Below are 26,113 nucleotides of genomic sequence, written 5' to 3' on the forward strand. Positions count from 1 at the left end.
GCTTTTATGTAAATTATAAGTTTACTGATAAAATTTTATCAGTAAACTTATAATTTATTTATCCTTAATTCTTTCTAAAAAAAAATTCCTATTTTGACATTTTAAAAACGTTTCCTAGCAAAAGCTTGGATATTACCTCCTTTGCGCTAAAACCACTAATGCAATGAATACAATTCTTTATTTTCATAAAATACCAGCCTACTTTACTCATATCATACCAACCAAATTGGAAGTTGATGGTATTAAATTCCCTTTACAAGATGAAATCTCTTTATGGGCCTTATCCAAAAGCTACGGCCATTTTAAATTACGATTAGTATTTTTTGGCCTAATCAAATCAAAAGCACTGATTATACCCGCAAATAACAAGTCCATTCACCTGAAAATAGCATTAATGCGGCATAAAATTCCCCGTTTCACCTTGGCTATCATGGCCATTGGTTTCCCCATGGCTTATAAAATCAATTCCCAATTCATGGCCTATGCCTTTCTCATCTTTTCTCCAATTACCTATATGATGGATGCATTAACCCATCTTGTCGAAATCCAAGAAACAAATCCCCCTGCCTAAACCCACAAAAAAAGGGAGCCAAAGCTCCCTTTCTACCTATAATTCTTGCGAAGCTTAACGCTTCATCATATTAGCCATGTTAGGCATTTTCATCTTGCCATCCTGCACCTTATTCATCATGCGCATCATTTTACGCATATCTTCAAATTGCTTCAACAGATTATTGACCTGCTGAATCGAAGTTCCCGAACCCACCGCAATACGGTTTTTACGAGAAGGGTTCAATATATCTGGATTTTGACGCTCCTTCAAGGTCATGGATTGAATGATCGCTTCAATAGGTTTAAAAGAATCATTGGAAATATCTACATCCTTCACAGCTTGACCCATACCAGGAACCATGCCCATCAAATCCTTGATATTTCCCATCTTCTTAATTTGCTGCAACTGCGCATAAAAATCTTCAAAAGAGAAATTATTCTGACGAATCTTCTTATTCAATCGAGCTGCCTCATCTTCATCAAATGCCTGCTGAGCTCTTTCTACCAAAGAAAGTACGTCGCCCATACCCAAAATACGGTTAGCCATACGATCAGGATAAAACTGATCCAAAGCCTCCATCTTTTCACCAGTAGAAATAAACTTGATAGGTTTCTCTACTACCTGGCGAATAGACAATGCCGCACCACCTCGTGAATCACCATCCAATTTGGTCAATACTACCCCATCAAAATCCAAACGGTCATTGAAGGTTTTGGCTGTATTTACCGCATCTTGACCCGTCATGGAATCCACCACAAACAAAATTTCCGTGGGCTTAATCGCTGCTTTTACCGCAGCTATTTCATTCATCATCGCTTCATCCACAGCCAAACGACCAGCGGTATCCACAATCACGACTTTCTTACCCATTTTACGGGCATAAGACAAAGCATTCTCTGCTATGCTAACCGCATTTTTATTTTCAGGTTCCGCATACACCTCTACCCCAACTTGCTCACCCAACACTTTCAACTGATCAATCGCCGCAGGACGGTAAATATCACAAGCTACTAATAAAACCTGACGACCTCCCTTTTTAATGTATTGAGCTAATTTTCCAGAGAATGTGGTCTTACCCGAACCTTGAAGACCAGCAATTAATACCACAGAAGGATCGCCCTTTAGATTGATTTCTTGTTTTTGTCCACCCATCAATTGAGTCAACTCCTCATGCACAATCTTCACCAACAATTGACCCGGCTCCACCGAAATCAAAATCTTTTGACCCAAAGCCTGCTCCTTAATTCGATCAGTGATTTCCTTGGCAACTTTATAGTTCACGTCGGCATCCATCAAGGCTCTTCTAATTTCCTTCACAGTTGCCGCTACATTGACATCTGTAATTCGACCATTCCCCTTCAGGGTACGCATGGCAGAGTTTAACTTTGAACTTAAATTCTCAAACATAATATTGAATCGATTAAAAAAAAGGGAATGCAATTTACGCTTTTTCAAGCAAAAATTATTCAAATAATATGGTCTTGTTTTGATGAATAAATACTCTATCCTCTAAAACCAAACGCAAAGCCTTTGCCAAGACAATTTTTTCCACATCTTTTCCAGCCTTGGACATATCTTTGGCTGAATATGTATGATTGACAGGAACAATTTCCTGACAAATAATAGGGCCTTCATCCAAATCATCTGTCACAAAATGAGCCGTAGCTCCAATAATCTTCACTCCCCGATCAAATGCCTGCTGATAAGGTCTAGCCCCAATAAAAGCCGGCAAAAAGGAATGATGGATATTGATCAGCTTCCCTTTATGTTTCAAAGAGAATTGCGGTGTTAAAATCCGCATGTATTTGGCCAATACAATTAAATCAGGTTGATAAAATTCAATTTGCTGATTGAGCAACACCTCATGGGCTTCCCTTTCCAAACCTCCAGCCGATATAAAATGAAAGGGTACTTGAAATTGTTGGCATAAAGAGGCTAAATCTTCGTGATTACCAATCACGGCATCAACCTTAAAATTCAGATCTTGATATTGATACTTAATTAATAATTCCCCCAAACAATGGTGCTCTTTGGTCACTAAAATTAATACCCGCTTTTGCTTCGGCGGAATGATTTCCACTTCTGCTTGCTTGGGTAACATGGAAATTAATCGCTCCTGAACCAAGGCTAAATCGCATGGACCAGTAAAGGAGATACGCATGAAAAAACGATCCGACTCCTCATCTACAAACTCATTGGTTTGAGTTACATTAACCAATTGTTCATACAAGATGCCCGTAATTTTATGAACCAAACCCTTCTCATCCCTACAAGCAATTTTAATAATCGTCTCCATGAAAAATTTATTCGTAAATTCTTCAAATTTAGCCCGAAATAATGGAGTAAAAAAGATTTAGTCTTTACCTTTGCAGGATTATCAAGACGTAGTCTGGTAATTTTAAGAACGTAACATCATATACTTGTATTAAACAATGGAAAAAATTAAAGTAGCTAACCCGGTCGTAGAACTTGACGGCGATGAAATGACCCGAATCATTTGGAAATTCATCAAGGATAAATTGATCTTACCTTATTTAGATGTAGATATTAAATACTATGACTTAGGTGTAGAATACCGTGATGAAACCAATGACCAAGTAACGATTGAGGCTGCTGAAGCCATCAAGAAATATGGTGTAGGTATCAAATGTGCTACCATCACTCCTGATGAAGCTCGTGTAACTGAATTTGATTTAAAACAAATGTGGAAGTCGCCAAACGGTACTATCCGCAATATCTTGGATGGAACGGTATTTAGAGAGCCAATCGTATGTGCCAATGTGCCTCGTTTAGTTCCTAACTGGACTGCTCCGATCATGATTGGTCGTCACGCTTTTGGTGATCAATACCGTGCAACAGACTTTGTTACTAAAGGAAAAGGTAAATTAACGGTTACTTTCACTCCAGAAGATGGTGGTGATGCTCAGACTTTTGAAGTGTATAACTTTAAAGGCGATGGTGTAGCTTTAACCATGTACAACACAGATGAGTCTATCCGTGGTTTTGCTCACTCTTGCTTTAACATGGCTTTGAGCAAGGGATGGCCGCTTTACTTATCTACGAAGAACACCATCTTGAAAAAATACGATGGCCGTTTCAAAGATATCTTTGAAGAAATCTTCCAAGCAGATTACAAGGCTCAATTCGATGCCAAAGGTATTGTGTATGAGCACCGTCTGATTGATGACATGGTGGCTTCTGCCTTAAAATGGAATGGTAATTTTGTTTGGGCTTGTAAGAACTACGATGGCGACGTTCAGTCGGACACGGTAGCTCAAGGTTTTGGTTCATTAGGTTTAATGACTTCTGTCTTGATTACTCCAGATGGTAAAGTAATGGAAGCAGAAGCGGCTCACGGAACAGTGACTCGTCACTACCGTGATCACCAAGCTGGAAAACCAACTTCTACCAACCCAATCGCTTCCATCTTTGCTTGGACACGTGGTTTAGAGTTCCGTGGTAAATTGGATAACAACCAAGCTTTGATTAATTTCTGCCAAACTTTAGAAAAAGTTTGCGTAGCAACAGTGGAGTCTGGTAAAATGACGAAAGATTTAGCGGTATGTATCCATGGAAACAAAGTTCAACATGGTGAGCATTACTTATACACAGAAGAATTCTTAACTGCTTTAGATGAAAATTTAAAAGCGGCTTTAGGAAAATAATTCTGTTTGCTCAAGATAAATCAAAAGACTCGCGAACATTCGTGGGTCTTTTTTTATGTACGATATTTATTTAACTACAATCAGTCCTTTGGTCAATACCTGCCCTTCAGATTTCAAGACCAATTGATATTTACCCGAATGAATACCGCTAAGATTCATGGTATAAACTCCGTCTTGACTGATTTTCCCTTGTAAAGCCACGCGCCCATCTATCGTATAAAGGTAATATTCCGCTCCAGCTAATGTGGCTATACTTTCAATACTGATGTTATCAATGGCTGGATTGGGAAATAAAGAAAGTCCTCCATCATCTGGCAAAGTATAATCATATTCCACCCTGGGACTAAGACAAGTCAACGAATTGCTATATTTTTTAGCAATTCGTAAGCTATATTTCCCCGAGGACTTTAGTCGCAATAAACCTGACTTTTCTGCCAAAAGGCTTCCATTCTTTTCCCATGAATAACCAATATTGGAATCCATATTGATACTAGTTGCCTTTAACATATACGAACCGAATACCTCAATAGTAGCCGTTGGTACAGGTAAGGATTGAACTTGCACTTTGTTAGAATACTCAGAGCTACAAGCATCCGCATCATAGGCCTTAACTTGATAAAGCCCTGAATTTTTAATGACTATACTATTCCCTTGAATGCCATTTGACCATGAATAAAAAAGGCCTGCTCCTCCTTGCACCTTTAATTCAACAGACTGACCTTCACAAAAGAGAGAATCGCCCATAACTAGAATAGTAGGTTTAGATGGCAGAGGCAAGATTTTGAATGCTAAGCTGGGCATACTAAATTGATTACCCAAATCATCTTCTAATATTGCCGTATAAGTACCTGATGTCAACAGCTGCTTTTTCAATAAATTTCCAACGTTTCCTGAAGAAGCATTATACCAGGTGACTTTTTTAAAATTTGTCGATAAATCGAGTGATAATTCATTGTTAGGCCCACAAGCCATTTGGATGTTTGGTATGGCTTTGGAGGAAATAGGAAATTTAATGGCGTCCAATTGACTGGATATTTTCTGAAACCATAAATCGGCTAAAGTGCCGTAAGCACCCCGTGAAAAGTGAATACAATCCGATTTCCTAGGAATCTCCACATTATCCGTATTAGGACCAGAATATAAAAATGGGATTCCACTGGAAGTTACCATATCCTTTTGAGCCTGTATGATTCCAGCATCCCAAATAGTGGGAGTACATGTCCCATCTGATAGTTGAACTGAAACGGAAGTAGCCTCTGAAATCAGCCAAGGCACATCCATCCCTGTATGCCTTCTTAAGGTATTTATTAACTCAATGAAATAATTTTTATACTCTGCAGCAGGTGTTTTATGAAAGGCATCATTCTCCCCTTGATGCCAAAGGATAGCCCTTACTCCATTTTTTTGACCATATATTTCCACCGCTCTCCTTAAATTAGCATAAGGAAAGCCCTTGGGATAATAGACACTAGGAGCCCATTGATTAGCTGTTTGAACACCCCGTGAAGATTCAGCCCAGTTCTTAATTCCTGTTCCCACCCAAGCAGTATTGTAAAAACACACAGGCACATTGTACTTTTTCACTAGTGAATCTCCCAATATTGGCCAGTAAAAATTAGAAAGTCCCATGGGCCCAATCGTCACAGTAGAATCAATCTTCCGAAACTCAGTCATGGGAAAATCTAAATTATGCTCTCCTATGTATTTATTATTCGGGCTTGGATTATATTCTTTGAAAAAATTGTAGAAATTGGCGGCTATCACCCGATCATCGATCGCCTGAGTATCATTGGGTTTTCTAAATGTACCTTCTGCATTAGATTGACCGGAAATAATAAAATTTTCTCCAACCCCTACACGACCTAAGCTAGTACTATCTTTAATTTGTTGATTTACGACTGTTCGTATTTTTAATTGATACCAGCCACCTTTGGCGACGATATTTCCTTGAAAAACACCCCCTTTAGGCTTCGCATCTAAGGTAAACCAATCGAGCGTTTGACCTTGATTTGCTTGAACAGGGACCAATTTAGCTTGAACATGATCAATGTTTCCTGCATAGTTCCCCAACACAGAAAATGTGGCTTCATTGACGTTATTACGTTGAAAGACTTGTCGGAAATGAGGATAAGAAATACTGACTTGCGCCTGAACAGCTTGTACGCATAGGCCAATAAATAAAAACAGTATACTTTTCTTCATACATGAAAATTAGATTGCTAATTTAGGGATATATTCCAAAAATCACACCCCCATAAAATAAGAAAGTCGTACCAGATTAAATCTGATACGACTTTACACTATTTTCTATTTATTTCTTATTCAGAAACAACAGAGAAAGTTACTTTGTGCTTCACTTCTTTGTGTAAATCCAAAGTAGCTGCGTAATCACCAATGGTTTTCACTTCGCTATCGAATGAGATTTTCTTACGATCAACATCGAATCCTTTTTCTTTCAACATTTCTGAGATTTGAAGACTAGTTACGCGACCAAATATTTTACCGCTATCACCAGTTTTAGCAACAATCGTTAAATTCATGTCACCAATAGCTGCAGCTAAATCAGTAGCATCTTGACGAATTTTTTCCACTTTATGTGCCGCTTGCTTGATATTTTCAGCCAAGACTTTGCGGTTGGACGGTGTTGCCATCATAGCAAAACCTTGTGGAATTAGGTAATTACGACCATAACCTGGTTTCACAACCACGACATCGTTCTTGTAGCCTAATCCAGCAATATCCGTTTTTAATATTATTTCCATTTTTGTATAAAATCAAATGTTATTAGGATGTACCTGGTCTATTTTAAACCGTCAGCTACATATGGCATTAAAGCCAAGTGACGAGATCTTTTTACTGCTTGCGCAACTTTACGTTGAAATTTCAACGAAGTACCAGTAATACGACGAGGCAAGATTTTTCCTTGCTCGTTCACTAACTTTAATAAGTAATCTGGATTTTTAAAATCAATGTATTTAATACCCGATTTCTTAAATCGGCAATATTTTTTACGATTACTATTTTTATCTACAGGTTCGTTTACAAGTGTCATCTTATGCTTCTGTTTTTTCTGGTTTTCTACCTACTAAACCTTTTCTCTTTTTCTCATTATACGCAACCGCGTGCTTGTCAAGGGCTAATGTCAAGAAGCGAATAACCTTCTCATCACGCTTGTATTCAAGTTCAAGCTTAGCAATTAATGCTGGTGCCGCTAAAAATTCAAAAATCTGGTAATAACCGGTGTGCTTGTTCTGGATTGGGTAAGCCAACTTACGTAAGCCCCATGCATCTTCGTGAACAATTTGTGCACCGTTATCTACCAACACTTTCTTGAATTTTTCAACGGCGTCCTTTGTCTGTTGTTCAGACAAAACGGGAGTTAAAATGAACACCGTCTCATAGTTTTTTAATTCCATAAAAAATTGTTGTTAGTAAAAAATTAAAATTGGACTGCAAAAGTATCAAAAATACTTCACAATCAAAAGCTTGTAAGAAATAATTGCTTATTTAACTTCGAATGTCCCGAGACCAATGAGGAATCCTTCCGCATATAACTCAATTTCATGCTTTCCTTCTCGATAAGGAACAGAACGAGCATAAATGAATTCCACCGACTGGTGATTATTTTCATAAAAAATACGCTGCTTCGCCGTGTAAGACAGCTCTTTACCTTTAAAACTCAAGGTACCCGAACCCAACGAATAATCCGATAAGGTTTGACCCGTCGGTTCTATGATGCGCAAATAAATGGTTTTAACTTCTTTAGAGGCTAAAGGATTTTCTTGTAGATGGAAAATCACACGAATCTTATCAATCTTCTTGGATTTATGAATCCCCACTTCCTTTCCTCGAGAAGAAATGGCGTATACATTCACCCCTTCGGCCCTTAAGGCTGCCGCCACTGAAACCTTTTCGACTAACTCTTGATTTCTAACTTCTAATATGCGTGATCGCTCACTCAGTTCTCTTTGCTTTACACCAAACGTTTCAGATGAATCTTTTAAGGCTTTTTGAACATTGGACAAACCGTCCTGCAATAATTTTGCTTCTCGACTCAATGAATCATTTCGTGCTAATAAAAACGAATTCTCTCTTCTTAATTTCTTAATTTCTTGATCTTTCAATCCCAATAAACGCAAATAATAAGCCAACTTCTGCTTGAAATCAGCCTCATTCATTTTAGGATTTTCAGCTAATTCCTTTTTATCTCCCAATATTTGCTCCCGAGCCACCTCTAGCTCACTCACACGGCCACCTAATTTCTTGATTTGAATCATGCGCAATTGCAATTGCTTGGAGATTGAATCCAGCTGCTCACTAGCACTTTCCGCAAATTTTCCTTCTGTTTTTCCTAAGGAAAATAGCTGGATTTGATAATGCTCACACACCCAAAGCCCGCTCATTAAAAGAAGAAGCAAAGAAAGCACTCCAATAACCCGCTGCTGACCCTTTTCCTTGGAACTCATAGTATCTGACTCCATGTTCAAATTTTTCTGGTAAGAGCTGACGTATATCAAACTCCTAGAATCAAAAATAATAAATTAATTTTACTTTTATTTTTTTCTTCATTCAATCTTTAACAAATTTCCAACATGTCCATCGCACAACATATTTCAGAGATTCAAGCCCAATTGAAATTTAGTTCTGCGAAACTCATAGCAGTAACCAAAACCCGCAGTATCGATGAACTTAAAGCCACATATGATGCAGGCATATTCGATTTTGGGGAAAACAGGGTTCAAGAAATGGTGGAAAAACAAAGTCAATTACCAACCGATATCCGTTGGCATCAAATTGGCCATCTACAAACCAATAAAGTAAAATACATTGCGCCATTTGTTCATTTAATTCATTCCGTGGATTCTTTTCGTCTATTAAAAGAGATTGATGCCCAAGGAAAAAAACTAGGGCGCATCATTCCCTGCCTTTTTCAAATGTACATAGCTCAAGAAGAAAGTAAATTTGGGCTAGATAAAGGCGAGTTATTGAGCATACTTGCAAGTCCTGAATTTGCCGAATTGCAACATATTAAAATACTAGGCTTAATGGGAATGGCCAGTTTTACCGATAAGGAAGCACAAGTAGCCTCTGAATTTCAAGCATTGCATGATGTATTCATCGAACTACAAACCCAACAAACAGCCTATAACACAGGCCTCGTAGCATGGCAAGAATTATCCATGGGCATGTCGGGGGATTACCTCCTAGCCGCTAAGTTAGGATCTACCATGGTTCGAGTGGGTTCAGCGATTTACGGAGCTCGTTCTTGAGGATCGACTATTCCAAAGCACCAAGGCCATTTCTACCAAAAAGAAAAATAAAGCTAAACCAAAGCAATATAATGCCCAGCTCGTACGTGGATTATCCTCCCCTAAGCCCGTTGGAACTTCTTGGCTTATGCTCACCTGTTTCTGATCGGCATAATGCTCCTCCAATTCCTTTTTAGAATAAGTGGCCAATTGACTGAATTCTTTTGGGTAATTCAATGCCAATGTAGCTATAGTTTTTCCTCCAACTTGCGCCTCGATAAAACCATTGGCTCCCGACCTAAGATCTTGCATCATGGCCTGAGGAATACGACACAACCACGATTTACCCAACCAATTTTGTTCAGGAATAAAATTTTTACCTTGTTTTCGCCAGTTTAACAAACTTTTCTCGGAAGATTGATATACAAAATCAGCACTGGCTTTTATTTCAATTCCTTGAGAACTAATACGTTTATGCAATACGGGACTCATTCCACTGGATAAGACCATTTCATGCCAAACAGGTAAAAATAAACCATGCTTATTAAATCCATCTTGTGGAGCTAATACATGGGATGAAAATAAAAATACAGTCCCCTGACCCACATTTATTTTCTCTAAAAATGGCTTACCATTCATCCAAGAAATAAGTGTTTCATTTCCTGGATTCCATTCCCATAAAGGCTTAGATGTCCATAACTTAGCCGCATTTTTCAAGGACTTTTTAGCTAAAATTTCTTGAAAAAAAGACTGTCGGGAAGAAACTTGCTGAATCGGTAACTCCGAAGTGGAAGTTGACGCCAACTGCTTACCTGTACCAGCCAAAAAGCGATTTATATCTTGAAGTATGGCTTCATTGGGACTATTATTAGGAATAATTGCCAAGGAATGTCCTTGACTGACCCAAGTATTCAATGCCTTCCAATCCGTGGCTGTCCTATCTTCAACACCCACCAAACATACAAAGGCATCTTCTGGTAAGTGAGCGGGTAATATTTCCGAAGCTTGAATGGATTTGAACTCAAAAAATTCCTCTTTCTCAAATACCTTCTCAAGATTTTGAGGATTCCCAATCACATAAATTTTACGTGCTGCGGAACTTTGTAACATAAAATAAAAACTATTGTCAAATGCTACGGGATCATCCGACAATAGTTTTGCCCGATACACGCCTGATTTAGTCAAAGAAAATGGAAATCTGAGCTCACTTGACTCCGCTGGCGCCAAAGTGACCGACTGAGTCGCCATCATAAAATCATTCAAATAAAGGGATATTTGTCTTTTATTGGCAGCTTGAGTGCCTCCATTTTTCAGACGAACAATTAATTCATAACTGGTATTGGGGCGAATGAACTTATTGGATAAATAAACACTATCGACAAAAACATTATCCGAATTTATTCCTGGAAACATCTGTAAAACGCAACTCCCTTTGTTAGGAAAACTAGGTAATGTTTTATTCTTGGGAAAGTTAGAAAACCAATAAAGTAATGGCTCCTGCTGATTTTCCTCAGCTATTTGCCGAGCATGTGTCATAATTTGTGAGGCCTTGATTGGTTCCAAACCAGGTCCTCGCTGATTCCATAATTCGCTTATTTTAGGCCAAGCTTTTGGCTCAAAATCTTGACTTTCAAAATCATTAAAAAACAAATGTGCTTGTCCATTTGGACTAGTGGGTAGACTTGTTGATTTCGCTAAAAATGCCTTTCTAGCTGCTAACACTTGAGCCGGACTATTATCCACATAAAGGATTAAATTGGGCTGTGTGGACTTCCTAAATGTTAAAGGCCCAAGTGGATTGGCAAAGCCTAAAATCAAAAAAATCAAACTGATCAATCGAGCCAATAAGAGCCAAATCTTCTGAATTTGTTTTAACCCCTTTCCTTCTTGGTGTATCTTTTCTAACCAACTTAAATCCGAATAATACAAAACTTTGGCTGCCTTTCTGTGGTAAAAATGCATCCAAAGTGGTATGATCAATCCCAATAAGGCCCATAAATACATGGGATGGGCAAAGTGAATATTCATATCCTCTAAAATACAAAAAATCCCAATCGCTTGATTGGGATTTCAAGATTTGAATGTGATTATATTAACGAGTAAGAGAAATTATTTCAAATTCCATTTTACCTGCTGGTGCCTGGATTTCAGCTAAATCCCCCACTTTCTTACCCAACAATCCTTTACCAAATGGCGAGGATGCCGAAATTTTTCCTGCTCTCAAATCAGCCTCTTCTTCTGAAACAATCGTATAAGTTACTACAGCACCTGATTTTGTATTCTTAATTTGAACAATGGAATAGATGGACACCTTGGATAAATCAATGGTCGATTCATCCAACACACGTGCATTGGCTACAATTTCTTCCATTTTGGAAATTTTCAACTCCAACAATCCTTGAGCATCTTTAGCAGCATCGTATTCGGCATTTTCACTTAAATCACCTTTATCACGCGCTTCAGCAATTTGCTTGGCCATATCGGATCTACCTTGAATCTTCAGGTGATGCAATTCAGCCTTTAACTTATCTAGGGCTTCTGCAGTGTAATATTGTAACTTTGCCATATGCTTTATTAATTCTAAAGGGTGATAAAAACAAAATAGAACGGCCTCCGACCGTTCTACTTAATTTATTCGTAGTTTTGCTTCGGATTCGTTCCTAAAATAAATATTTTATAAACAACACGTAATTCGGTTTATTTTGCCCTGCAAAGGTAATTAAAAAGCTGAGAGATTCCCAAATCATTTCGAATATCCGAATTATTGATCAATTACATATGCGCATTGTATTTTTTGGCACTCCTGATTTTGCTGTCGCTAGCCTTGAAGCTTTAATAGACGCTAATTTTACGGTTGTAGCCGTAGTGACAGCCCCCGATAAACCTGCAGGTAGAGGCCAACAAATTCAAGCTTCCCCTGTGAAAATATTTGCTGAAAGTAAAAATTTACCTGTCTTACAACCACTCAAATTAAAAGATCCCGAATTTCTGGAAGAACTAAAGTCGTATCGAGCTGATTTACAGGTGATTGTCGCATTTCGAATGCTCCCAGAATCTGTTTGGAACATGCCGCCCTTGGGTACCTTTAATCTACATGCGTCGCTTTTACCCAATTACCGAGGTGCAGCTCCCATCCACTGGGCAGTCATCAATGGTGAAACAGAAACAGGTGTAACTACATTTTTCTTACAACATGAAATCGACACAGGAGATTTATTATTTCAAGAAAAAGAAGCGATTTCTCCAACAGACAGTACTGGAGACCTGTATGAGCGTTTGATGAAAAAAGGAGCTCAACTCGTCGTAAAAACGGCCAAGGCTATCCAAGACCATACGATTCAAGCACAGCCACAAATCATGACAGGTGACATGAAGCCCGCTCCGAAATTACACCGAGCAACAGGGGAAGTACATTGGTCAAAAACAGGACAAGAGATTGTCAATTTAGTTCGTGGGATGCATCCATTTCCAGGATCACATACGCAGTTCCAAGGTAAAAACTGCAAACTAATTCAAGTAGAATTTCATCCTGAAGTAATTCCTGATTTAGGTATTGGCGTTTGGGATTCTGACCAAAAGACTTTTTTACGGGTAGGATGTGCCGACGGCTATATTCAGATTTTGGAATGGCAAATGGAAGGGAAAAAGCGGATGAAAATTGCTGATTTTTTAAGAGGCTATTCTTTTACATTTTAACTTGAGGCTTCCAAAGACCTAAAGGAAAAAAATACCCATTGTTTCCGCGCTGCACATAAGCCCATTGCTCTTTTACATTCACATGAATTCTAGGTTTGGGATTTTGCTGATAGCTTTCCATCCAAATATGTGCACTTTCTGGAATAGGTTGAGCTATTTCACATAGACATGGCTGCATCATGCGAAATTCATTCATAGCTTCCAATAAATCACGCGTATCCTGAACTAAATCTTCTCGACCAAGATTCGCTTTTTGAACATAAATTTGTTCATAATTATTTTTAAAATGCTCAAATTCAAATGCTAAATTGGGATGCTGTCGAAGTAATGCAGCGGAGTTCTTGAAGGCTTGAATATGACCTAAGTCGGGGAATCCTACAAAATCTCCTCCCCAATAAAGTCCGAGATCCTTCGCTAGAGTCCCCATTTTATCATACATCATACCTCGTTTCAAATACCGCTTTTTACGGTAAATTGCCACGTCGGCAGCTAGACTAAAATTATGCATCGACAAGGCTATCTTAGATCGACCTCGTTTTTGTAAGGATAATTGCTGTTTTAACGAGCGTGTTTCCGAAGAATAGCGCATGGCATAATGCCGAAACTTGAATTTAGCTTGTAAACTGTCCTTCAAGGCTTTAAATAAGCGGATATCGTCCTCCAATTCCAGTGCCCAAAATGCGGTAAGATCAGGTTTGTCAATCAGAATGCGTTGAGCTAAATATTCATCCACCGAGTCATTCATCCGAAAAGTACTATCCGACTGAAATGTCTTTTCAGTTCGAATGCCTTGTGCATCTTCAAGAATGAGTGTTAAATTTTGATATGGTTCAAGGTTTGAGATACTATCTTGCTGAGAAAACATCCAGACCAAATCTTTCCATTGAAGGCTGTCTAATCGACTAGTTTGACAGGTTCTTATCAGGGATTGCGAATACGCAGCACAGGAAATAATGCTCAGATATACGAGAATTAGTGCTTTACGCATGAAAAGGAAATTAATGTAAAGGAATAATCAGCTGCTCGCCGCGTAATGTAAGGTCTTGATCTTTATGGTTTACTTCCATCAATGATTTTTTGGAAACTCCATATTTATCAGCTACCACGCGAAGTACATCACCTGGACCTACGGTATGAATGGTTTGAATTTTGACGTTTAACTTGGTTATTCCCACCTTGATTCCATTAGGATCTACTCCAGGATTAAGAGCTTTCAGCTGGTCTGGTTTAAGTCCAAATCGATTGGCGATACCAAAAAATGTTTCCCCTTTTTCTACTGTATAAGCATGACTTTTCCCTCCTACATTTTTCAAAGATTCTGCCTCGGGTACTTTTTCTGCTTCGGCTTCCTTTTTCTGAGCTTCTAAATCTTGTTGGGCCGAGACGGCGGAATCTCCTTGGTCAATAGAAGCTACAGCTGGTTCCAGATCATCCGTGGAATCAATGATAATGGGAGTAGGATCATCTAATAAAGTTTCATCCTCTTCCATTTTAAGCTTTTCTGCTTTCACCAACTCTTCGGAAGTAGGGCTCAAAAAATGTTCATAGCCCACCAAGAGTAATCCAGCCAATGTGGCTAACAAGATCAACAGAGTGATGAACGGAAGCTTGGCGGTTGAACTATCTTTGATGAATGAAAAAGGATTTTTCATGAATTATGACAAATTGGATTTTGTTTTTTGGCTCATTTCAGCCACTTTTTCTATTAAATCTTGCTTGTATGTGAGCAATTTTTGAGCTAATGTTTCATCTGAAATGGCCAACATTTGAACAGCTAAAATTCCTGCATTTTTGGAGGCATTCAATGCCACCGTGGCTACGGGAACCCCATTGGGCATTTGTAATATGGACAAAACTGAATCCCATCCATCAATGGAATTGGATGATTTCACGGGAACTCCAATTACTGGCAATATGGTGGCTGAAGCAACCATTCCTGGCAAATGTGCCGCTCCACCCGCACCAGCGATGATGACTTGAACACCCCGTTCTTTGGCAGTTTGTGCATACTGAAGCATTTTAACTGGAGTACGGTGGGCAGATACAATATCTACTTCATAAGCTACTCCAAATTCCTTACAGATTTCGATTGCATCTTGCATAACCGAAAGATCTGAACTACTTCCCATGATGATTCCTACCATATCTATTGCTGCTTAACTAATGACACGAATGATTTTTCTTACTTGATTGGCTTTTTCCTCTACTACCTCTCGACTATCTCCTATAATACTGACGTGCCCCATTTTGCGAAAGGGTTTCGTAATTTTTTTCCCATATAAAAATGGATAAACGCCTGGAATGGCTAATGCTTCGGACAAACCTGCATATTTTACCTTTCCTGTATATCCAGCTTCCCCTAAGAGATTCAACATCCCTGCAAATACCGTAGTAGAAGTATCCCCTAAAGGTAAACCAGCGATGGCTCTTAAATGCTGCTCATATTGTGAAGTTGCATTAGCTCGTATCGTTTGATGACCCGAATTATGCGGACGAGGGGCTATTTCATTAATTAAAACCTGACCTTCTTTTGTCAAAAACATCTCCACGGCCAATAAACCCACCATTTTCATTTCTTGAATTAATCGAGTAGCGATGTCTACTGCTTGGGCTTCGATTTCTTTAGAAATAGCAGCTGGTGAAATTAAAAACTCGACCAAATTTTGAACTGGATGAAAAACCATTTCCACGGCTGGAAAGGCCTTCACTTCACCATGTATATTTCTAGCAACGATGACGGCTAATTCTTTTTCAAAATCAACTGCCTTTTCCAATAAACCAGGAGCGTCAAATCCTTCCGCAATTTGTGATGCATTAGAAATCAATTGAACTCCCTTTCCGTCATATCCCCCTTTACCCAGTTTTTGATAAGCTGGTAAAAAATCAAGATGCTGGTGTATTTCTTCCCGTGACTCAATTAATCTAAAGTCGGCCGTAGGAAATCCATATTGTTGAAAAAACTGCTTTTGGGTTCTTTTATCCTGAATCATTCTTAGCAAATGAGGCTGAGGATACACCTGCTTCCCCTCGGAGGCTAGTTTCTCTAATGCATCAATATTGACATGTTCAATCTCAATACTGATTAAATCTTGCGACTGACCAAATTGATAGACTGTATCAAAATCTTGAAATGACCCTTGCGTAAATTCATATGCCAAACGATGGCATGGTGCTTCAGGATCTGGATCAAGGCAGGAAATCTGAAAATCCAAATCGATGCCTGCTTGCAAAAGCATGCGACCTAACTGTCCTCCTCCTAATAATCCAATTTTTGGCAAGTCCTGATACATAAATTCCTTTCGAATGGATAAAATTACGGCTTTTGTTTTACCTTTGGAAATTATTTTCAAAGTCCAAAATAGATTCTTTCAAATTTTAAGATAATGTCGAAAAGAACGCTTACCCTCATTTGCATTTTATTGCTAGCTGTAGCTAGCCGACTTTTAATATTGGCAGGACCCGCATGGGCTAATTTTTCGCCGATTACATCCATGGCCTTATTTGCTGGAGCCTATTTTAGCAGCAAATCTCAATCTATTTCTTGGACTATTTTAAGTATTTGGTTGGCTAATTTAGTCTTAAATAACCTTGTTTATCCACAATATTACGAAGGGTTTTCTTTTGGATTTGCACCTATCCACATGTCACTTTTTGTGGGGATTTCTTTGTTAGGGACTTATATGTTGAAAAACAAAATCACTGCATTAAACTTCCTGACTTCCAATTTAGCGGCAGTTATTGGCTTCTTTTTACTTTCCAACTTCGCTGTTTGGGTGAACATGCCCAGCCTAGGTTCGGCGGTGGTAGGTGACGAATTAGTGTACTCAAAAGATTGGAATGGCTTAATGCAATGCTATGCCATGGGATTGCCTTTCTTGAAAAATAGTTTGGTGAGTCAATTCCTATTTTCAGGTATTTTCTTTGGAGGATTTGAATTACTAAAAAAACAAGTTCCCGCATTACGATAGGCATGAGCAAGCATGAATAGCCTGCCCATGCTAGGTCATTTATTCGTTTTTGTACACCTTACCTTCTTTCATCACAAATTTCACTCGGCTCATTGACTGAATGGTTTCTGCTGGATTCCCTTCTACAGCAATGATGTCAGCCCATTTACCCGGTTCAATGGATCCTAACATATCACTTTGTCCCAATAAATCGGCTGCATTGACGGTAGCTGATTGAATGGTTTCTAGTGCGGGCATGCCTGCTTCATGCATCAATTCAAATTCACGGGCATTTTTGCCATGGCCAAATACACCAGCATCTGTTCCAAAGGCAATTTTCACCCCTGCTTTGTAAGCTCGACCAAAAGTAGACTGAATCATGGGACCGATAGCCAAAGCTTTCATACGAACCACTTCTGGATAATAATTGGGAATTTTGGCTGAATCAGCGGTAGATCGACCAGCTATGACGGTAGGAACATAATAAGTCCCATGCTTTTTCATCAATTCCATGATCTCCTCCGTCATATAAGTTCCATGCTCGATGGAGCTTACTCCCCCTAAAACGGCACGTTTGATCCCTTCTGCACCATGGGCATGAGCCGCAACTTTAAAGCCATAATCTTTAGCTGTTTGCACAATGGCCTGCACTTCTTCTACGGTAAATTGAGCACCCATACCATCTTTGGCATAGCTCAAAACCCCTCCAGTAGAAGCAATTTTAATGACATCTGAACCTTCTTTATAGCGTTGTCTAACAGCTTTACGAGCATCATCTACTCCATTGATAATACCTTCTTCTGGACCTAAATCTTTGGTATAGTATTGGTTTACGCCATTGGTTCCATCCATATGACCTCCTGTAGTAGATATTGCTACACCAGCCGCAAATATTCTTGGACCTTCTACTAAGCCATTATTGATGGCATTTCTCAAACTGATACTTATTAATCCTCCTAAATCCCGAACAGTGGTAAAACCTGCCATCAGGTTTTTCTTTCCAAAGACCAAAGCTTGGTAAGCTTGATCACCAGGATTTTTCACAAATCGGTCTAAGTAGGCATTGGGGTTGGTTTCACTACGTAAATGAACGTGCATATCGATTAAACCCGGCATCACGGTTTTACTTTTCAAATCAATGACTTGATCACCCATCTCTGGATTAATAAAACCGGATGAAACACTGACAATCTTTTTTCCCTGAACGGTAATGGACATTTTAGGTAAGACCTTCAATGTTTTCACATCAATTAAATTACCACAATGAATGATGGTTTTTTGAGCTAGCATAGGCTGAACTGCCCACAATAGAATAAGTAGGATTTTTTTCATAGGATGTTGATTTAACGGTTTAGCCTAATAGAAGATGCCACATGTTGCATCGGTAGCAATTACTGATACTGTTAGCTGTAGCTGAACTGAGTCGCCCTCACCCTAAAGTCAATCACAACTAGTAACCCTAACTGTAACCGTAACCGCGTAGATTTGACAACCTTCCAAAGGTTGTCAAATCTAAGTGAAAAACGATAAAATCGTGCTATCTAGATCAAGAAATCCAAAATACTTATTCCTTGGAATCCAATATTTTATCTACATGAGACCAAAAGCTTGGATACGATTTAGCCACTACACCTGGCTCATGAATAACTATTTCAGATAACAGTCCTAGCGGAGCAAAAGCCATGGCCATGCGGTGATCATCGTAGGTTTCAAATTCAGGAGCAACTTGCTCATTCATGGCCCATTCACCCGATAATTCATATTTCAAGCAGGGTTCCACCTCGACTAAATTTCCTCCAATCTTCTTTAGTTCTTGTTGCAATGCCAAAACGCGATCCGTCTCTTTTACCTTCAAGGACTCAATCCCCGTTAGTGTTAAATGAATGTTTTTGGCAGTGGCTACTACACAAATAGTTTGTGCTAAATCGGGACAATCAGTAAAATCCCAAGCCAAACTTGGTTTAGCTTCGCATTTGGTCAATAAAAATCCTCTACCTGTAAAGGTACTTTTGACTCCCATTTCGGCCATGATATGCTGAATAGCCGAATCGCCTTGCAGTGAATTTTCTTTCAAACCTAATAACTCCAAGGATGCATCTTCAAAGGGTGATAATGCAACCATGGAATACCAATAACTGGCTCCAGACCAATCCGACTCCACAGCAAAGGGATTCCCTTGATAACTTTGTGCGGGTATATGAATCACCGCCTTATTCCAATCTGCCTCCGCTTGAATACCAAAATGTTTCATTTGAGCCAAAGTCATTTCTACATAAGGTTTTGAACCCAATGAACCCGTTATAGTCAATTCCAAACCGTCTGGCAACAATGGAGCTAACATCAACATGGCGGATATAAACTGTGAACTTACATCTCCCCGAATGGACAAATTCCGATTCCCAGCATAGCTAAAGCCATTCAATTGCATGGGTGGATAACCTTCCTTATTCAGGTAAGTGATATCTGCTCCTAAGACTCTTAAAGCATCAACCAAAATACCAATGGGTCGCTCACACATGCGGGGCGTACCTGTCATTTTTTTCTTTTGGCCTTTGATGGCATAATAGGCCGTCAAAAAACGCATGGTCGTACCTGCATCTAATACATCGGCTACCTCTCCATTTTCCGACAATAAGCGAATCATGGTTTGGGTATCTCTTGCTTCCGCCAAATTCGAAACATTGGATAATGCTCCTCCTGCTAAGGCATTGATGATCAAAGCACGATTACTTTCCGACTTAGAAGCCGGTAATGGTATGATTTCTTGAAAGGATTTGTTTCTTGGGAATAGGCGAATTTGACTCAAAACTAGGTAGCGCTTAGCGCAATTTTAAAGTGACAAGTGATATAACAGCTAAAATAATACCCACAATTAAGAATCGGATAACAATTTTAGCTTCATGGTAATTTTTCTTTTGAAAATGATGGTGCAGGGGTGACATCAAAAAGACGCGCCTGCCTTCGCCATACTTCTGTTTGGTATACTTAAAATAAGCCACTTGAATTATGACGGATAGATTTTCGACCAAAAAAATTCCACATAATACAGGAATCAGCATCTCTTTACGGATAACAATGGCCAGCGTAGCAATCACTCCGCCCAACATTAAACTCCCTGTATCTCCCATAAAAACCTGAGCTGGATAGGCATTGTACCATAAAAATCCAATGCAAGCACCTACGAATGCCGCACAAAAAATAGCTAGCTCTCCCGAATTGGGGATGAACATGACATTCAAATATTGAGAGAAAACTTTATTTCCAGATACATAAGCCAAAATAGCCAGAGTCAAACCGATAATCACGGAAGTACCTGCTGCCAATCCATCTAATCCATCTGTAATATTAGCGCCATTGGAAACCGCCGTAATAATGAAAATAACGACCAACACATAGACCACCCAAACATAATGATCCGGGATAAAATCGGGTAATAACATGTTGTAGTCAAACTGATTATTCTTCAAAAAAGGGACCGTTGTCATCAAAGACTTATGATCCGTATAGGATTGCAAGGTTGTCCCGTCTGCTAATACACTTACTTTGGAAAATAGTCTAACTTTGATGTGCTCATTGAAATACATCGTCAAACCAACAATAATCCCAAGTCCAATCTGACCAACTATTTTAAAACGGCCCGACAAACCATCTTTGTTCTTTTTAAATACTTTAATGTAATCATCTGCAAAACCCACCGCACCTAACCAGATAGCAGAAGTCAATAACAATACAATATATACGTTGGTTATTTTAGCAAAAAGCAAAGTGGGGATAATCAAAGATAATAGAATGATAAAGCCCCCCATGGTCGGGGTACCTTTCTTTTGCATTTGACCTTCCAATCCTAAATCACGTATTTCCTCTCCAATTTGAAGCCTTTGCAGTCGGTAAATGACGGCCTTACCCCAAATAGCCGCAATCCCCAAGGAGGTGATGATTGCCAAAAATACCCGAAATGAAATATATTGAAATACCCCTGCTCCCGGAATGTTCCATTGCTTGTCAAGGTAATCAAAAAGGTAATACAACATATTCCTGAAATTTGGATTAGATATTAAAAACAAAAATGCAAAATTTTACATCGATGTACAAATTAATTCAAGGCCTCAAATGCTTCCTGAATGACTTGTTTATCATCAAAATCATATTTCACGCCTTGGATGTCTTGGTAGGTCTCATGCCCTTTCCCAGCTACTAAAATAATATCTCCAGCTCCCGCCAATTGACGAATGGCATAAAATATACCCTCTTTCCGATCGACCAACCTCGTCATTTTTACTTTATCTTCTTCACTTAATCCCGCTTCCATTTGATCTAAAATAAATTCTGGATCTTCTTTTCTAGGATTATCGGAAGTAAGTACCAAGGCATCAGAAAACTTAGCCGCCAAGGCTGCCATGATAGGTCTTTTCCCAGCATCTCGGTTACCCCCACATCCTACTACCGTTATGATTTTTTGATTTTTTGACCGAATTGCTTGAATAGTTTTCAATACATTTTCTAATGCATCAGGCGTATGAGCATAGTCAACGATGGCCATTTTATGATGACTGCCAGCCATTTGCTCAAATCTTCCCGGAGCTGTTTTCAAGCTAGACAATTGAATCAAGACCTCCATTGGGTCTTCCCCTAAAATAATGGCTGTCGAATAAATGGCCATTAAATTATACGCATTGAATGTCCCAATCAACTGAGCATGAAGATGTTGTCCATTCATCTCCAATTGCAATCCCGACAATCCATTGCTGATAATCTTGGCTTTAAAATCAGCCGCATTCAATAATCCGTACGTGTATTTTTTAGCTTTGGTATTTTGCAACATCACCATTCCCCGCTTATCATCTACATTCGTTAATGCAAAAGCGGAAGCTGGAAGAGCATCAAAAAAACCTTTTTTAGCCGTTATATAGGCATCAAATGTCTCATGAAAATCTAGGTGATCTCGAGTTATGTTGGAAAATATGGCTCCACAAAACTGTACTCCAAAAATGCGTTTTTGAACTACGGCATGAGAGCTTACTTCCATGAATACATGGCTACAACCCTCATCCTTCATTTCTCTCAATAAAGCTTGGAGACTTAGTGCATCTGGCGTTGTGTGAGTAGCTGGAATTATCCGATCTTCGATCTTGTTTTGAACCGTTGAAATTAAACCACAGCGATGGCCTAATTTGCGAAAAAGCTCAAATAACAAGGAAACACTCGTTGTTTTACCATTGGTCCCCGTAATACCAACCAGTTTCAACTCTTTGGATGGATGACCATAAAACTCTGCTGCCGCTAAAGCCAAGGCCTCATTACTATCCTTCACTTGAACACAAATCACATCGAAGGGAATCCTTGTTGGTAATTGCTCCACGACCCATGCCTTACATCCTTGCTCATACACTTGGGGCAAAAATTGATGGCCATCTACTTGTGTGCCTCGCATGGCAAAAAACAATGAACCTGCTTGTGCTTTTCTTGAATCAAAGCACAACATCCCAACCGACTGATCTTCACCTGTTATTTGAACAAAGGGAATCAATTGAAATAAAGTCTGAACAGATGCCATGCTACTGAAGTTGAATATGTAATAATAATTTTTTTCTGGTAGGACTTCCAGCTGGTACAGATTGACTGACCACAGTACCTAAACCATTGGCTTTTACTTTAAGTCCTCTATTTTCCAACGTGAAAATTGCGTCTCTTAAATTCATCCCCACTACATTGGGAACGGTTTTGGCAGGAAAACTCAAAGGGGTATTTTGCACCAATTGCTTCTCCATTTTAAACTGTAACCAGCTACCATCTTCCTCTACTTTGGGTAAACCAAAATTAGCATATAGTATGGATTGATCCATTGGGTGAACCGTATGACTTAATGAGGCTTTGTTTAATGAATCTGGTAAGCTGCCAGCCAATTTACGATGCAACTTCATGTCGCGTAAATAAATATTATCTGAAATTTCCCTGAAAACAGGGGCTGTTACTTGCCTAGCATAAGTGGCTTCAGCATGTCCTTGTGGATTATCAATCGATACTAAAATGGTGTATTTAGGTTTTTTAACAGGAAAATACCCAATAAACGAGGTATAATATTTACCTGGAATATAGCGACCATTGATGATTCTCTGAGCAGTACCCGTTTTACCAGCTATCCCATACAAAGTGCCTTTAATGTTATTTGCGGTTCCTTTGGTCACAACTCCCTCCAGCATACTTTGAATTTTCTCAAGAGTCTTGGGCGAACATAAAGGAGTTTGATCTCTTACTTGACTGGCACGATAATCTACCACCACTTCATCTGCTCGGGTAGCTTTACTAACAATGATTGGTTGTACCCAATAGCCATTATTCGCAATAGCATTATAAAATGAAACTAGCTGCAAAGGCGAATATTGGGTTGAATAGCCGACCGAAGACCAAAGTAACTGGAAAGCATCCCATTTGGCCGGAACTGGGAAATTCGGCCTAGGATTAGGTTGAATTTGAAAATGTAATGACTCGATTAAATGGAACTTTCTCAAATAATCATAATATTTGGCTGGCTTCGAGGCAAAGACTTTTTTCATGAGAACCATGGTTCCCACGTTGGAAGAACTTTCGATCACTTGGGCTACCGAAATGGTTCCCATCGGATGAGAATCCGACATGGTTCCATTGTAGTGATGGTATTTTCCATTACCTGTAGATACGGGCATATCCAAAGGCAAATCTGCCTCTTCTAACATGGCCATCATAGAGGGTAATTTGAAAACAGAGCCCGGGTCTCTTGCTTCTCGAATGGCGTAATTAAAGCTCTCTGAATATCCTGTTGGAGAATTCGCATTCTTAGATAAATTGGAAATGGCTTTAATTTCCCCTGTCGTTGTTTCCATCACAATCACTACCCCATAATCTCCTTCATAGGTGGTCATGGCTTTCATCAGTGCTGTTTCAACAATATCTTGAATGTTGATATCCAGAGTTGAATAAATATCCAAACCTGGCTTAGGAACAGATTCTTCTCCTCCTTCCACTGGACGCCAAGTATTTTTATCCATCTTTTCAAATAGCCCTTTCCCCGGTGTTCCTTTCAACTCTGTATTGAAACTTCCTTCAATACCAACAGCTACTTTATCTTTCAAATAACCCACAGTCCGATAAGCCATTTGCCCGAAAGGAGCATAGCGTACATTGACTTTATCAAAAACGATCCCCGTTTTAGTTGCTTCTCCCAAATTAAATAAAGGAAATTTGGCGACTTTCTTCCGCTCTTGAAAATCGAGTAAACGGTTGTTTAATAGTAAGTAGTTTTTACCATTCTTTTTCGCAGAAACTATTTTGTTCTTGTATTCTTCCGCAGTATGATCCTGAAAAAAATTCGCTAATGCATTGGCTAGCTCATCAATATGCTCCTTGAATTTTTGCTCTGATGTAGCATTTCGATTATACACTGAAGGATCAAGACCGAGTCGGTATTTTGGTAAAGAAGTTGCTAATAAACTACCATCATCCGAATAAATATTACCGCGGGTTGCATCAACACTTCTTTCTTTGATGTAGGTATTGAACACGTCATTTCGCAAGGTATCGCCATTGATAAAAACGATCTTATATAAATTGAAAACCAACAAGACAAAGAGCATAATCACCACCATGAAAAAGAGGATGAAACGCTTAGTAATAATCTCCCGAATGTTTTGTCTTTTCAACTTTGCCATAAACTAATCGCTATTTTTCCCATCTTTAGATTGATCCATCACGACTTTAGTAGGCGGTGTAAGGCTTAGTTCCAACGCATATTTTTTCATGGCAAGGGCCAAATGGCTCTGTTTGCCAATTTTCATAAATTCTGCTTTTTGGGTGGTATAATCCGCACGAATCTCTTCCAATTCTGCTTTGGTTTTAGCTATCTGATGAATTTTTCCATCGGCTAACATGGAATAATAAATGTATACTAGAATCAAAAATGCTACAAAACCTATGCGATAAACCAATTTAACGGGCAGTTCACCGCCTGTTAGCGGATCCATATTGAACAATAGGTCCAGTATCCCTTCTTTTGGAACGGAGGTTTTAGGAACTTGCTCAGTATCAGAAACTTGCTTGGCCATATTATAATTTAGCTGCGATTCTCAATTTTGCACTTCTCGAACGTGGGTTTCTTTTTAATTCTTCTTCGGATGCCGTAATAGGTTTCCGAATGACCGATTCTAATGGTTTGTGTACGACCCCAAACAAATCCTTGTCTTCCTTCCCATGGCAATCCCCTGTTCGTATGAAATTTTTCACCAATCGGTCTTCCAAAGAATGAAATGCCAGCACCACTAACCTTCCGTCTGGAGCCAATAAAGTAGCTGCTTGTTCTAAAAATTCTTCAATGACCGCTAGTTCTTGATTTACCTCAATGCGTACCGCTTGAAACGCTTGAGCAAAGTACTTGAACTCGCGTGATCTTGGAGCTAATTTAGCCAATATTTCTTTGAATTCCGATGTCGTTTTTAGGCCTTTTTGAGTCCTCGCTTGTACAACCGCTTGGGCTAATGTTCGCGCATTTTTTATCTCACCGTACATCCCAAAAATCCTTTGCAAGTTTTCTGCTGAATAGGAATTTAACACCTCTGCTGCATCGGTGGAGGCTGAAGGTCCCATTCGCATATCCAAAGGTCCATCAAATCGCGTTGAAAAACCCCTTTCTGCGGCATCTAATTGAAAGGATGATACGCCAAAATCGGCCAAGATTCCATTCACTTGTTTGATCCCATGTATCCGTAAGTATTTCTGAATATGCCTAAAATTGGCCGTAATCAACTCCAAACGATCATCGTCGATTTTCTCCGCTTGTCGCCAAGCATCCGGATCTTGATCAAAGGCAAATAATCGCCCGGTTGGGCCTAGCTTTTCCAGTATTGCCCTAGAATGGCCTCCTCCTCCAAAAGTCACATCCACATAAATGCCGTCTGGCTTAATGGCTAATCCATCGATGCACTCATGCAACAAAACGGAGGTATGGTAAGGGTTCTCGATCATAGGGTCTAT

Annotated in this window: 25 protein-coding genes; 5 read left to right on the forward strand and 20 right to left on the reverse strand. The window is 39.2% G+C overall.

Going from position 1 to position 26,113, the window contains the following annotated elements; all coding sequences use genetic code 11:
• Positions 1-163: 163 nt before the first annotated feature.
• A complete protein-coding gene (locus U0R11_RS01445) occupies positions 164-571 on the forward strand; it encodes a hypothetical protein (RefSeq protein WP_406749465.1) in 408 nt (135 codons plus the stop codon).
• 54 nt (positions 572-625) lie between these two features.
• Here U0R11_RS01445 and ffh read toward each other — a convergent pair whose 3' ends face one another.
• A complete protein-coding gene (gene ffh / locus U0R11_RS01450) occupies positions 626-1,960 on the reverse strand; it encodes a signal recognition particle protein (RefSeq protein ID WP_109322127.1) in 1,335 nt (444 codons plus the stop codon).
• 55 nt (positions 1,961-2,015) lie between these two features.
• A complete protein-coding gene (gene purU, locus U0R11_RS01455; protein ID WP_406749466.1) occupies positions 2,016-2,849 on the reverse strand; it encodes a formyltetrahydrofolate deformylase in 834 nt (277 codons plus the stop codon).
• A 136-nt stretch (positions 2,850-2,985) separates the two neighbouring features.
• On the opposite strand from purU, the gene U0R11_RS01460 reads away from it, so the two are divergent.
• The gene (locus tag U0R11_RS01460) at positions 2,986-4,218 is read left to right on the forward strand and encodes an isocitrate dehydrogenase (NADP(+)) (protein ID WP_166374875.1); all 1,233 of its coding nucleotides are present in this window, start codon (positions 2,986-2,988) and stop codon (positions 4,216-4,218) included.
• Between the two features lie 66 nt (positions 4,219-4,284).
• On the opposite strand, the gene U0R11_RS01465 is transcribed toward U0R11_RS01460, so the two are convergent.
• The 5 genes from U0R11_RS01465 to U0R11_RS01485 all read right to left on the reverse strand — a co-directional run bounded on the left by U0R11_RS01465 (position 4,285) and on the right by U0R11_RS01485 (position 8,684).
• Positions 4,285-6,420, reverse strand: coding sequence for a sialate O-acetylesterase (locus U0R11_RS01465; protein ID WP_406749467.1), 2,136 nt, complete (start codon positions 6,418-6,420; stop codon positions 4,285-4,287).
• Positions 6,421-6,536: 116 nt separating this feature from the next.
• The gene (gene rplI, locus U0R11_RS01470; RefSeq protein ID WP_166230160.1) at positions 6,537-6,980 is read right to left on the reverse strand and encodes a 50S ribosomal protein L9; all 444 of its coding nucleotides are present in this window, start codon (positions 6,978-6,980) and stop codon (positions 6,537-6,539) included.
• Between the two features lie 38 nt (positions 6,981-7,018).
• A complete protein-coding gene (rpsR, locus tag U0R11_RS01475; RefSeq protein ID WP_109322123.1) occupies positions 7,019-7,270 on the reverse strand; it encodes a 30S ribosomal protein S18 in 252 nt (83 codons plus the stop codon).
• 1 nt (position 7,271) lies between these two features.
• Positions 7,272-7,634 (reverse strand): 30S ribosomal protein S6, encoded by a 363-nt coding sequence (rpsF, locus tag U0R11_RS01480; protein WP_109322122.1) that lies wholly within the window; start codon positions 7,632-7,634, stop codon positions 7,272-7,274.
• Between the two features lie 87 nt (positions 7,635-7,721).
• A complete protein-coding gene (locus U0R11_RS01485) occupies positions 7,722-8,684 on the reverse strand; it encodes a hypothetical protein (RefSeq protein WP_406749468.1) in 963 nt (320 codons plus the stop codon).
• Positions 8,685-8,810: 126 nt separating this feature from the next.
• Between U0R11_RS01485 and U0R11_RS01490 the strand changes: the two genes are divergently transcribed.
• On the forward strand, positions 8,811-9,488 hold the full coding sequence (locus U0R11_RS01490; protein ID WP_406749469.1) for a YggS family pyridoxal phosphate-dependent enzyme: 678 nt from the start codon (positions 8,811-8,813) through the stop codon (positions 9,486-9,488).
• Here the strand turns inward: U0R11_RS01490 and U0R11_RS01495 are convergent.
• The gene (locus tag U0R11_RS01495; RefSeq protein ID WP_406749470.1) at positions 9,462-11,495 is read right to left on the reverse strand and encodes a BatA domain-containing protein; all 2,034 of its coding nucleotides are present in this window, start codon (positions 11,493-11,495) and stop codon (positions 9,462-9,464) included. The two genes, U0R11_RS01490 and U0R11_RS01495, sit on opposite strands and share 27 nt — an antisense overlap.
• A gap of 64 nt (positions 11,496-11,559) precedes the next feature.
• Positions 11,560-12,033, reverse strand: a complete 474-nt coding sequence (gene greA, locus U0R11_RS01500; protein WP_166374880.1) for a transcription elongation factor GreA — start codon at positions 12,031-12,033, stop codon at positions 11,560-11,562.
• 212 nt (positions 12,034-12,245) lie between these two features.
• On the opposite strand from greA, the gene fmt reads away from it, so the two are divergent.
• Entirely contained in the window at positions 12,246-13,163 is a 918-nt protein-coding gene (gene fmt / locus U0R11_RS01505; protein WP_406749471.1) for a methionyl-tRNA formyltransferase, read from the forward strand.
• On the opposite strand, the gene U0R11_RS01510 is transcribed toward fmt, so the two are convergent.
• The 4 genes from U0R11_RS01510 to U0R11_RS01525 are packed head-to-tail and all read right to left on the reverse strand — an operon-like array spanning position 13,153 to position 16,513.
• The gene (locus tag U0R11_RS01510; RefSeq protein ID WP_406749472.1) at positions 13,153-14,151 is read right to left on the reverse strand and encodes a M15 family metallopeptidase; all 999 of its coding nucleotides are present in this window, start codon (positions 14,149-14,151) and stop codon (positions 13,153-13,155) included. The genes fmt and U0R11_RS01510 overlap by 11 nt on opposite strands.
• Positions 14,152-14,161: 10 nt before the next feature.
• Positions 14,162-14,815 carry a LysM peptidoglycan-binding domain-containing protein gene (locus tag U0R11_RS01515; RefSeq protein ID WP_406749473.1) on the reverse strand — a complete coding sequence of 218 codons (654 nt, stop codon included), beginning with the start codon at positions 14,813-14,815 and terminating at the stop codon, positions 14,162-14,164.
• 3 nt (positions 14,816-14,818) lie between these two features.
• On the reverse strand, positions 14,819-15,307 hold the full coding sequence (purE, locus tag U0R11_RS01520) for a 5-(carboxyamino)imidazole ribonucleotide mutase (protein ID WP_166374884.1): 489 nt from the start codon (positions 15,305-15,307) through the stop codon (positions 14,819-14,821).
• 12 nt (positions 15,308-15,319) lie between these two features.
• Positions 15,320-16,513, reverse strand: a complete 1,194-nt coding sequence (locus U0R11_RS01525; RefSeq protein ID WP_406749474.1) for a 5-(carboxyamino)imidazole ribonucleotide synthase — start codon at positions 16,511-16,513, stop codon at positions 15,320-15,322.
• Between the two features lie 33 nt (positions 16,514-16,546).
• On the opposite strand from U0R11_RS01525, the gene U0R11_RS01530 reads away from it, so the two are divergent.
• The gene (locus U0R11_RS01530) at positions 16,547-17,131 is read left to right on the forward strand and encodes a DUF6580 family putative transport protein (protein ID WP_406749475.1); all 585 of its coding nucleotides are present in this window, start codon (positions 16,547-16,549) and stop codon (positions 17,129-17,131) included.
• Positions 17,132-17,170: 39 nt separating this feature from the next.
• Here the strand turns inward: U0R11_RS01530 and U0R11_RS01535 are convergent, their stop codons facing one another.
• The 7 genes from U0R11_RS01535 to rsmH form a co-directional block, all read right to left on the reverse strand.
• The gene (locus U0R11_RS01535) at positions 17,171-18,442 is read right to left on the reverse strand and encodes a metal-dependent hydrolase family protein (RefSeq protein ID WP_406749476.1); all 1,272 of its coding nucleotides are present in this window, start codon (positions 18,440-18,442) and stop codon (positions 17,171-17,173) included.
• Between the two features lie 232 nt (positions 18,443-18,674).
• On the reverse strand, positions 18,675-19,916 hold the full coding sequence (locus U0R11_RS01540; RefSeq protein WP_406749477.1) for a 3-phosphoshikimate 1-carboxyvinyltransferase: 1,242 nt from the start codon (positions 19,914-19,916) through the stop codon (positions 18,675-18,677).
• Between the two features lie 13 nt (positions 19,917-19,929).
• Entirely contained in the window at positions 19,930-21,141 is a 1,212-nt protein-coding gene (mraY, locus tag U0R11_RS01545; RefSeq protein ID WP_406749478.1) for a phospho-N-acetylmuramoyl-pentapeptide-transferase, read from the reverse strand.
• A 62-nt stretch (positions 21,142-21,203) separates the two neighbouring features.
• Positions 21,204-22,664, reverse strand: coding sequence for a UDP-N-acetylmuramoyl-L-alanyl-D-glutamate--2,6-diaminopimelate ligase (locus U0R11_RS01550; RefSeq protein ID WP_406749479.1), 1,461 nt, complete (start codon positions 22,662-22,664; stop codon positions 21,204-21,206).
• A 1-nt stretch (position 22,665) separates the two neighbouring features.
• On the reverse strand, positions 22,666-24,795 hold the full coding sequence (locus U0R11_RS01555; RefSeq protein ID WP_406749480.1) for a penicillin-binding protein: 2,130 nt from the start codon (positions 24,793-24,795) through the stop codon (positions 22,666-22,668).
• Positions 24,796-24,798: 3 nt separating this feature from the next.
• Positions 24,799-25,188: an FtsL-like putative cell division protein gene (locus tag U0R11_RS01560; RefSeq protein WP_406749481.1), complete on the reverse strand. Its 390-nt coding sequence runs from the start codon at positions 25,186-25,188 to the stop codon at positions 24,799-24,801.
• A gap of 1 nt (position 25,189) precedes the next feature.
• On the reverse strand, positions 25,190-26,104 hold the full coding sequence (rsmH, locus tag U0R11_RS01565; RefSeq protein WP_406749482.1) for a 16S rRNA (cytosine(1402)-N(4))-methyltransferase RsmH: 915 nt from the start codon (positions 26,102-26,104) through the stop codon (positions 25,190-25,192).
• Positions 26,105-26,113: the final 9 nt, after the last annotated feature.

Origin of the sequence: Aquirufa salirivi (assembly GCF_045310485.1) — a bacterium.
Taxonomy (GTDB): Bacteria; Bacteroidota; Bacteroidia; order Cytophagales; family Spirosomataceae; genus Aquirufa; species Aquirufa salirivi.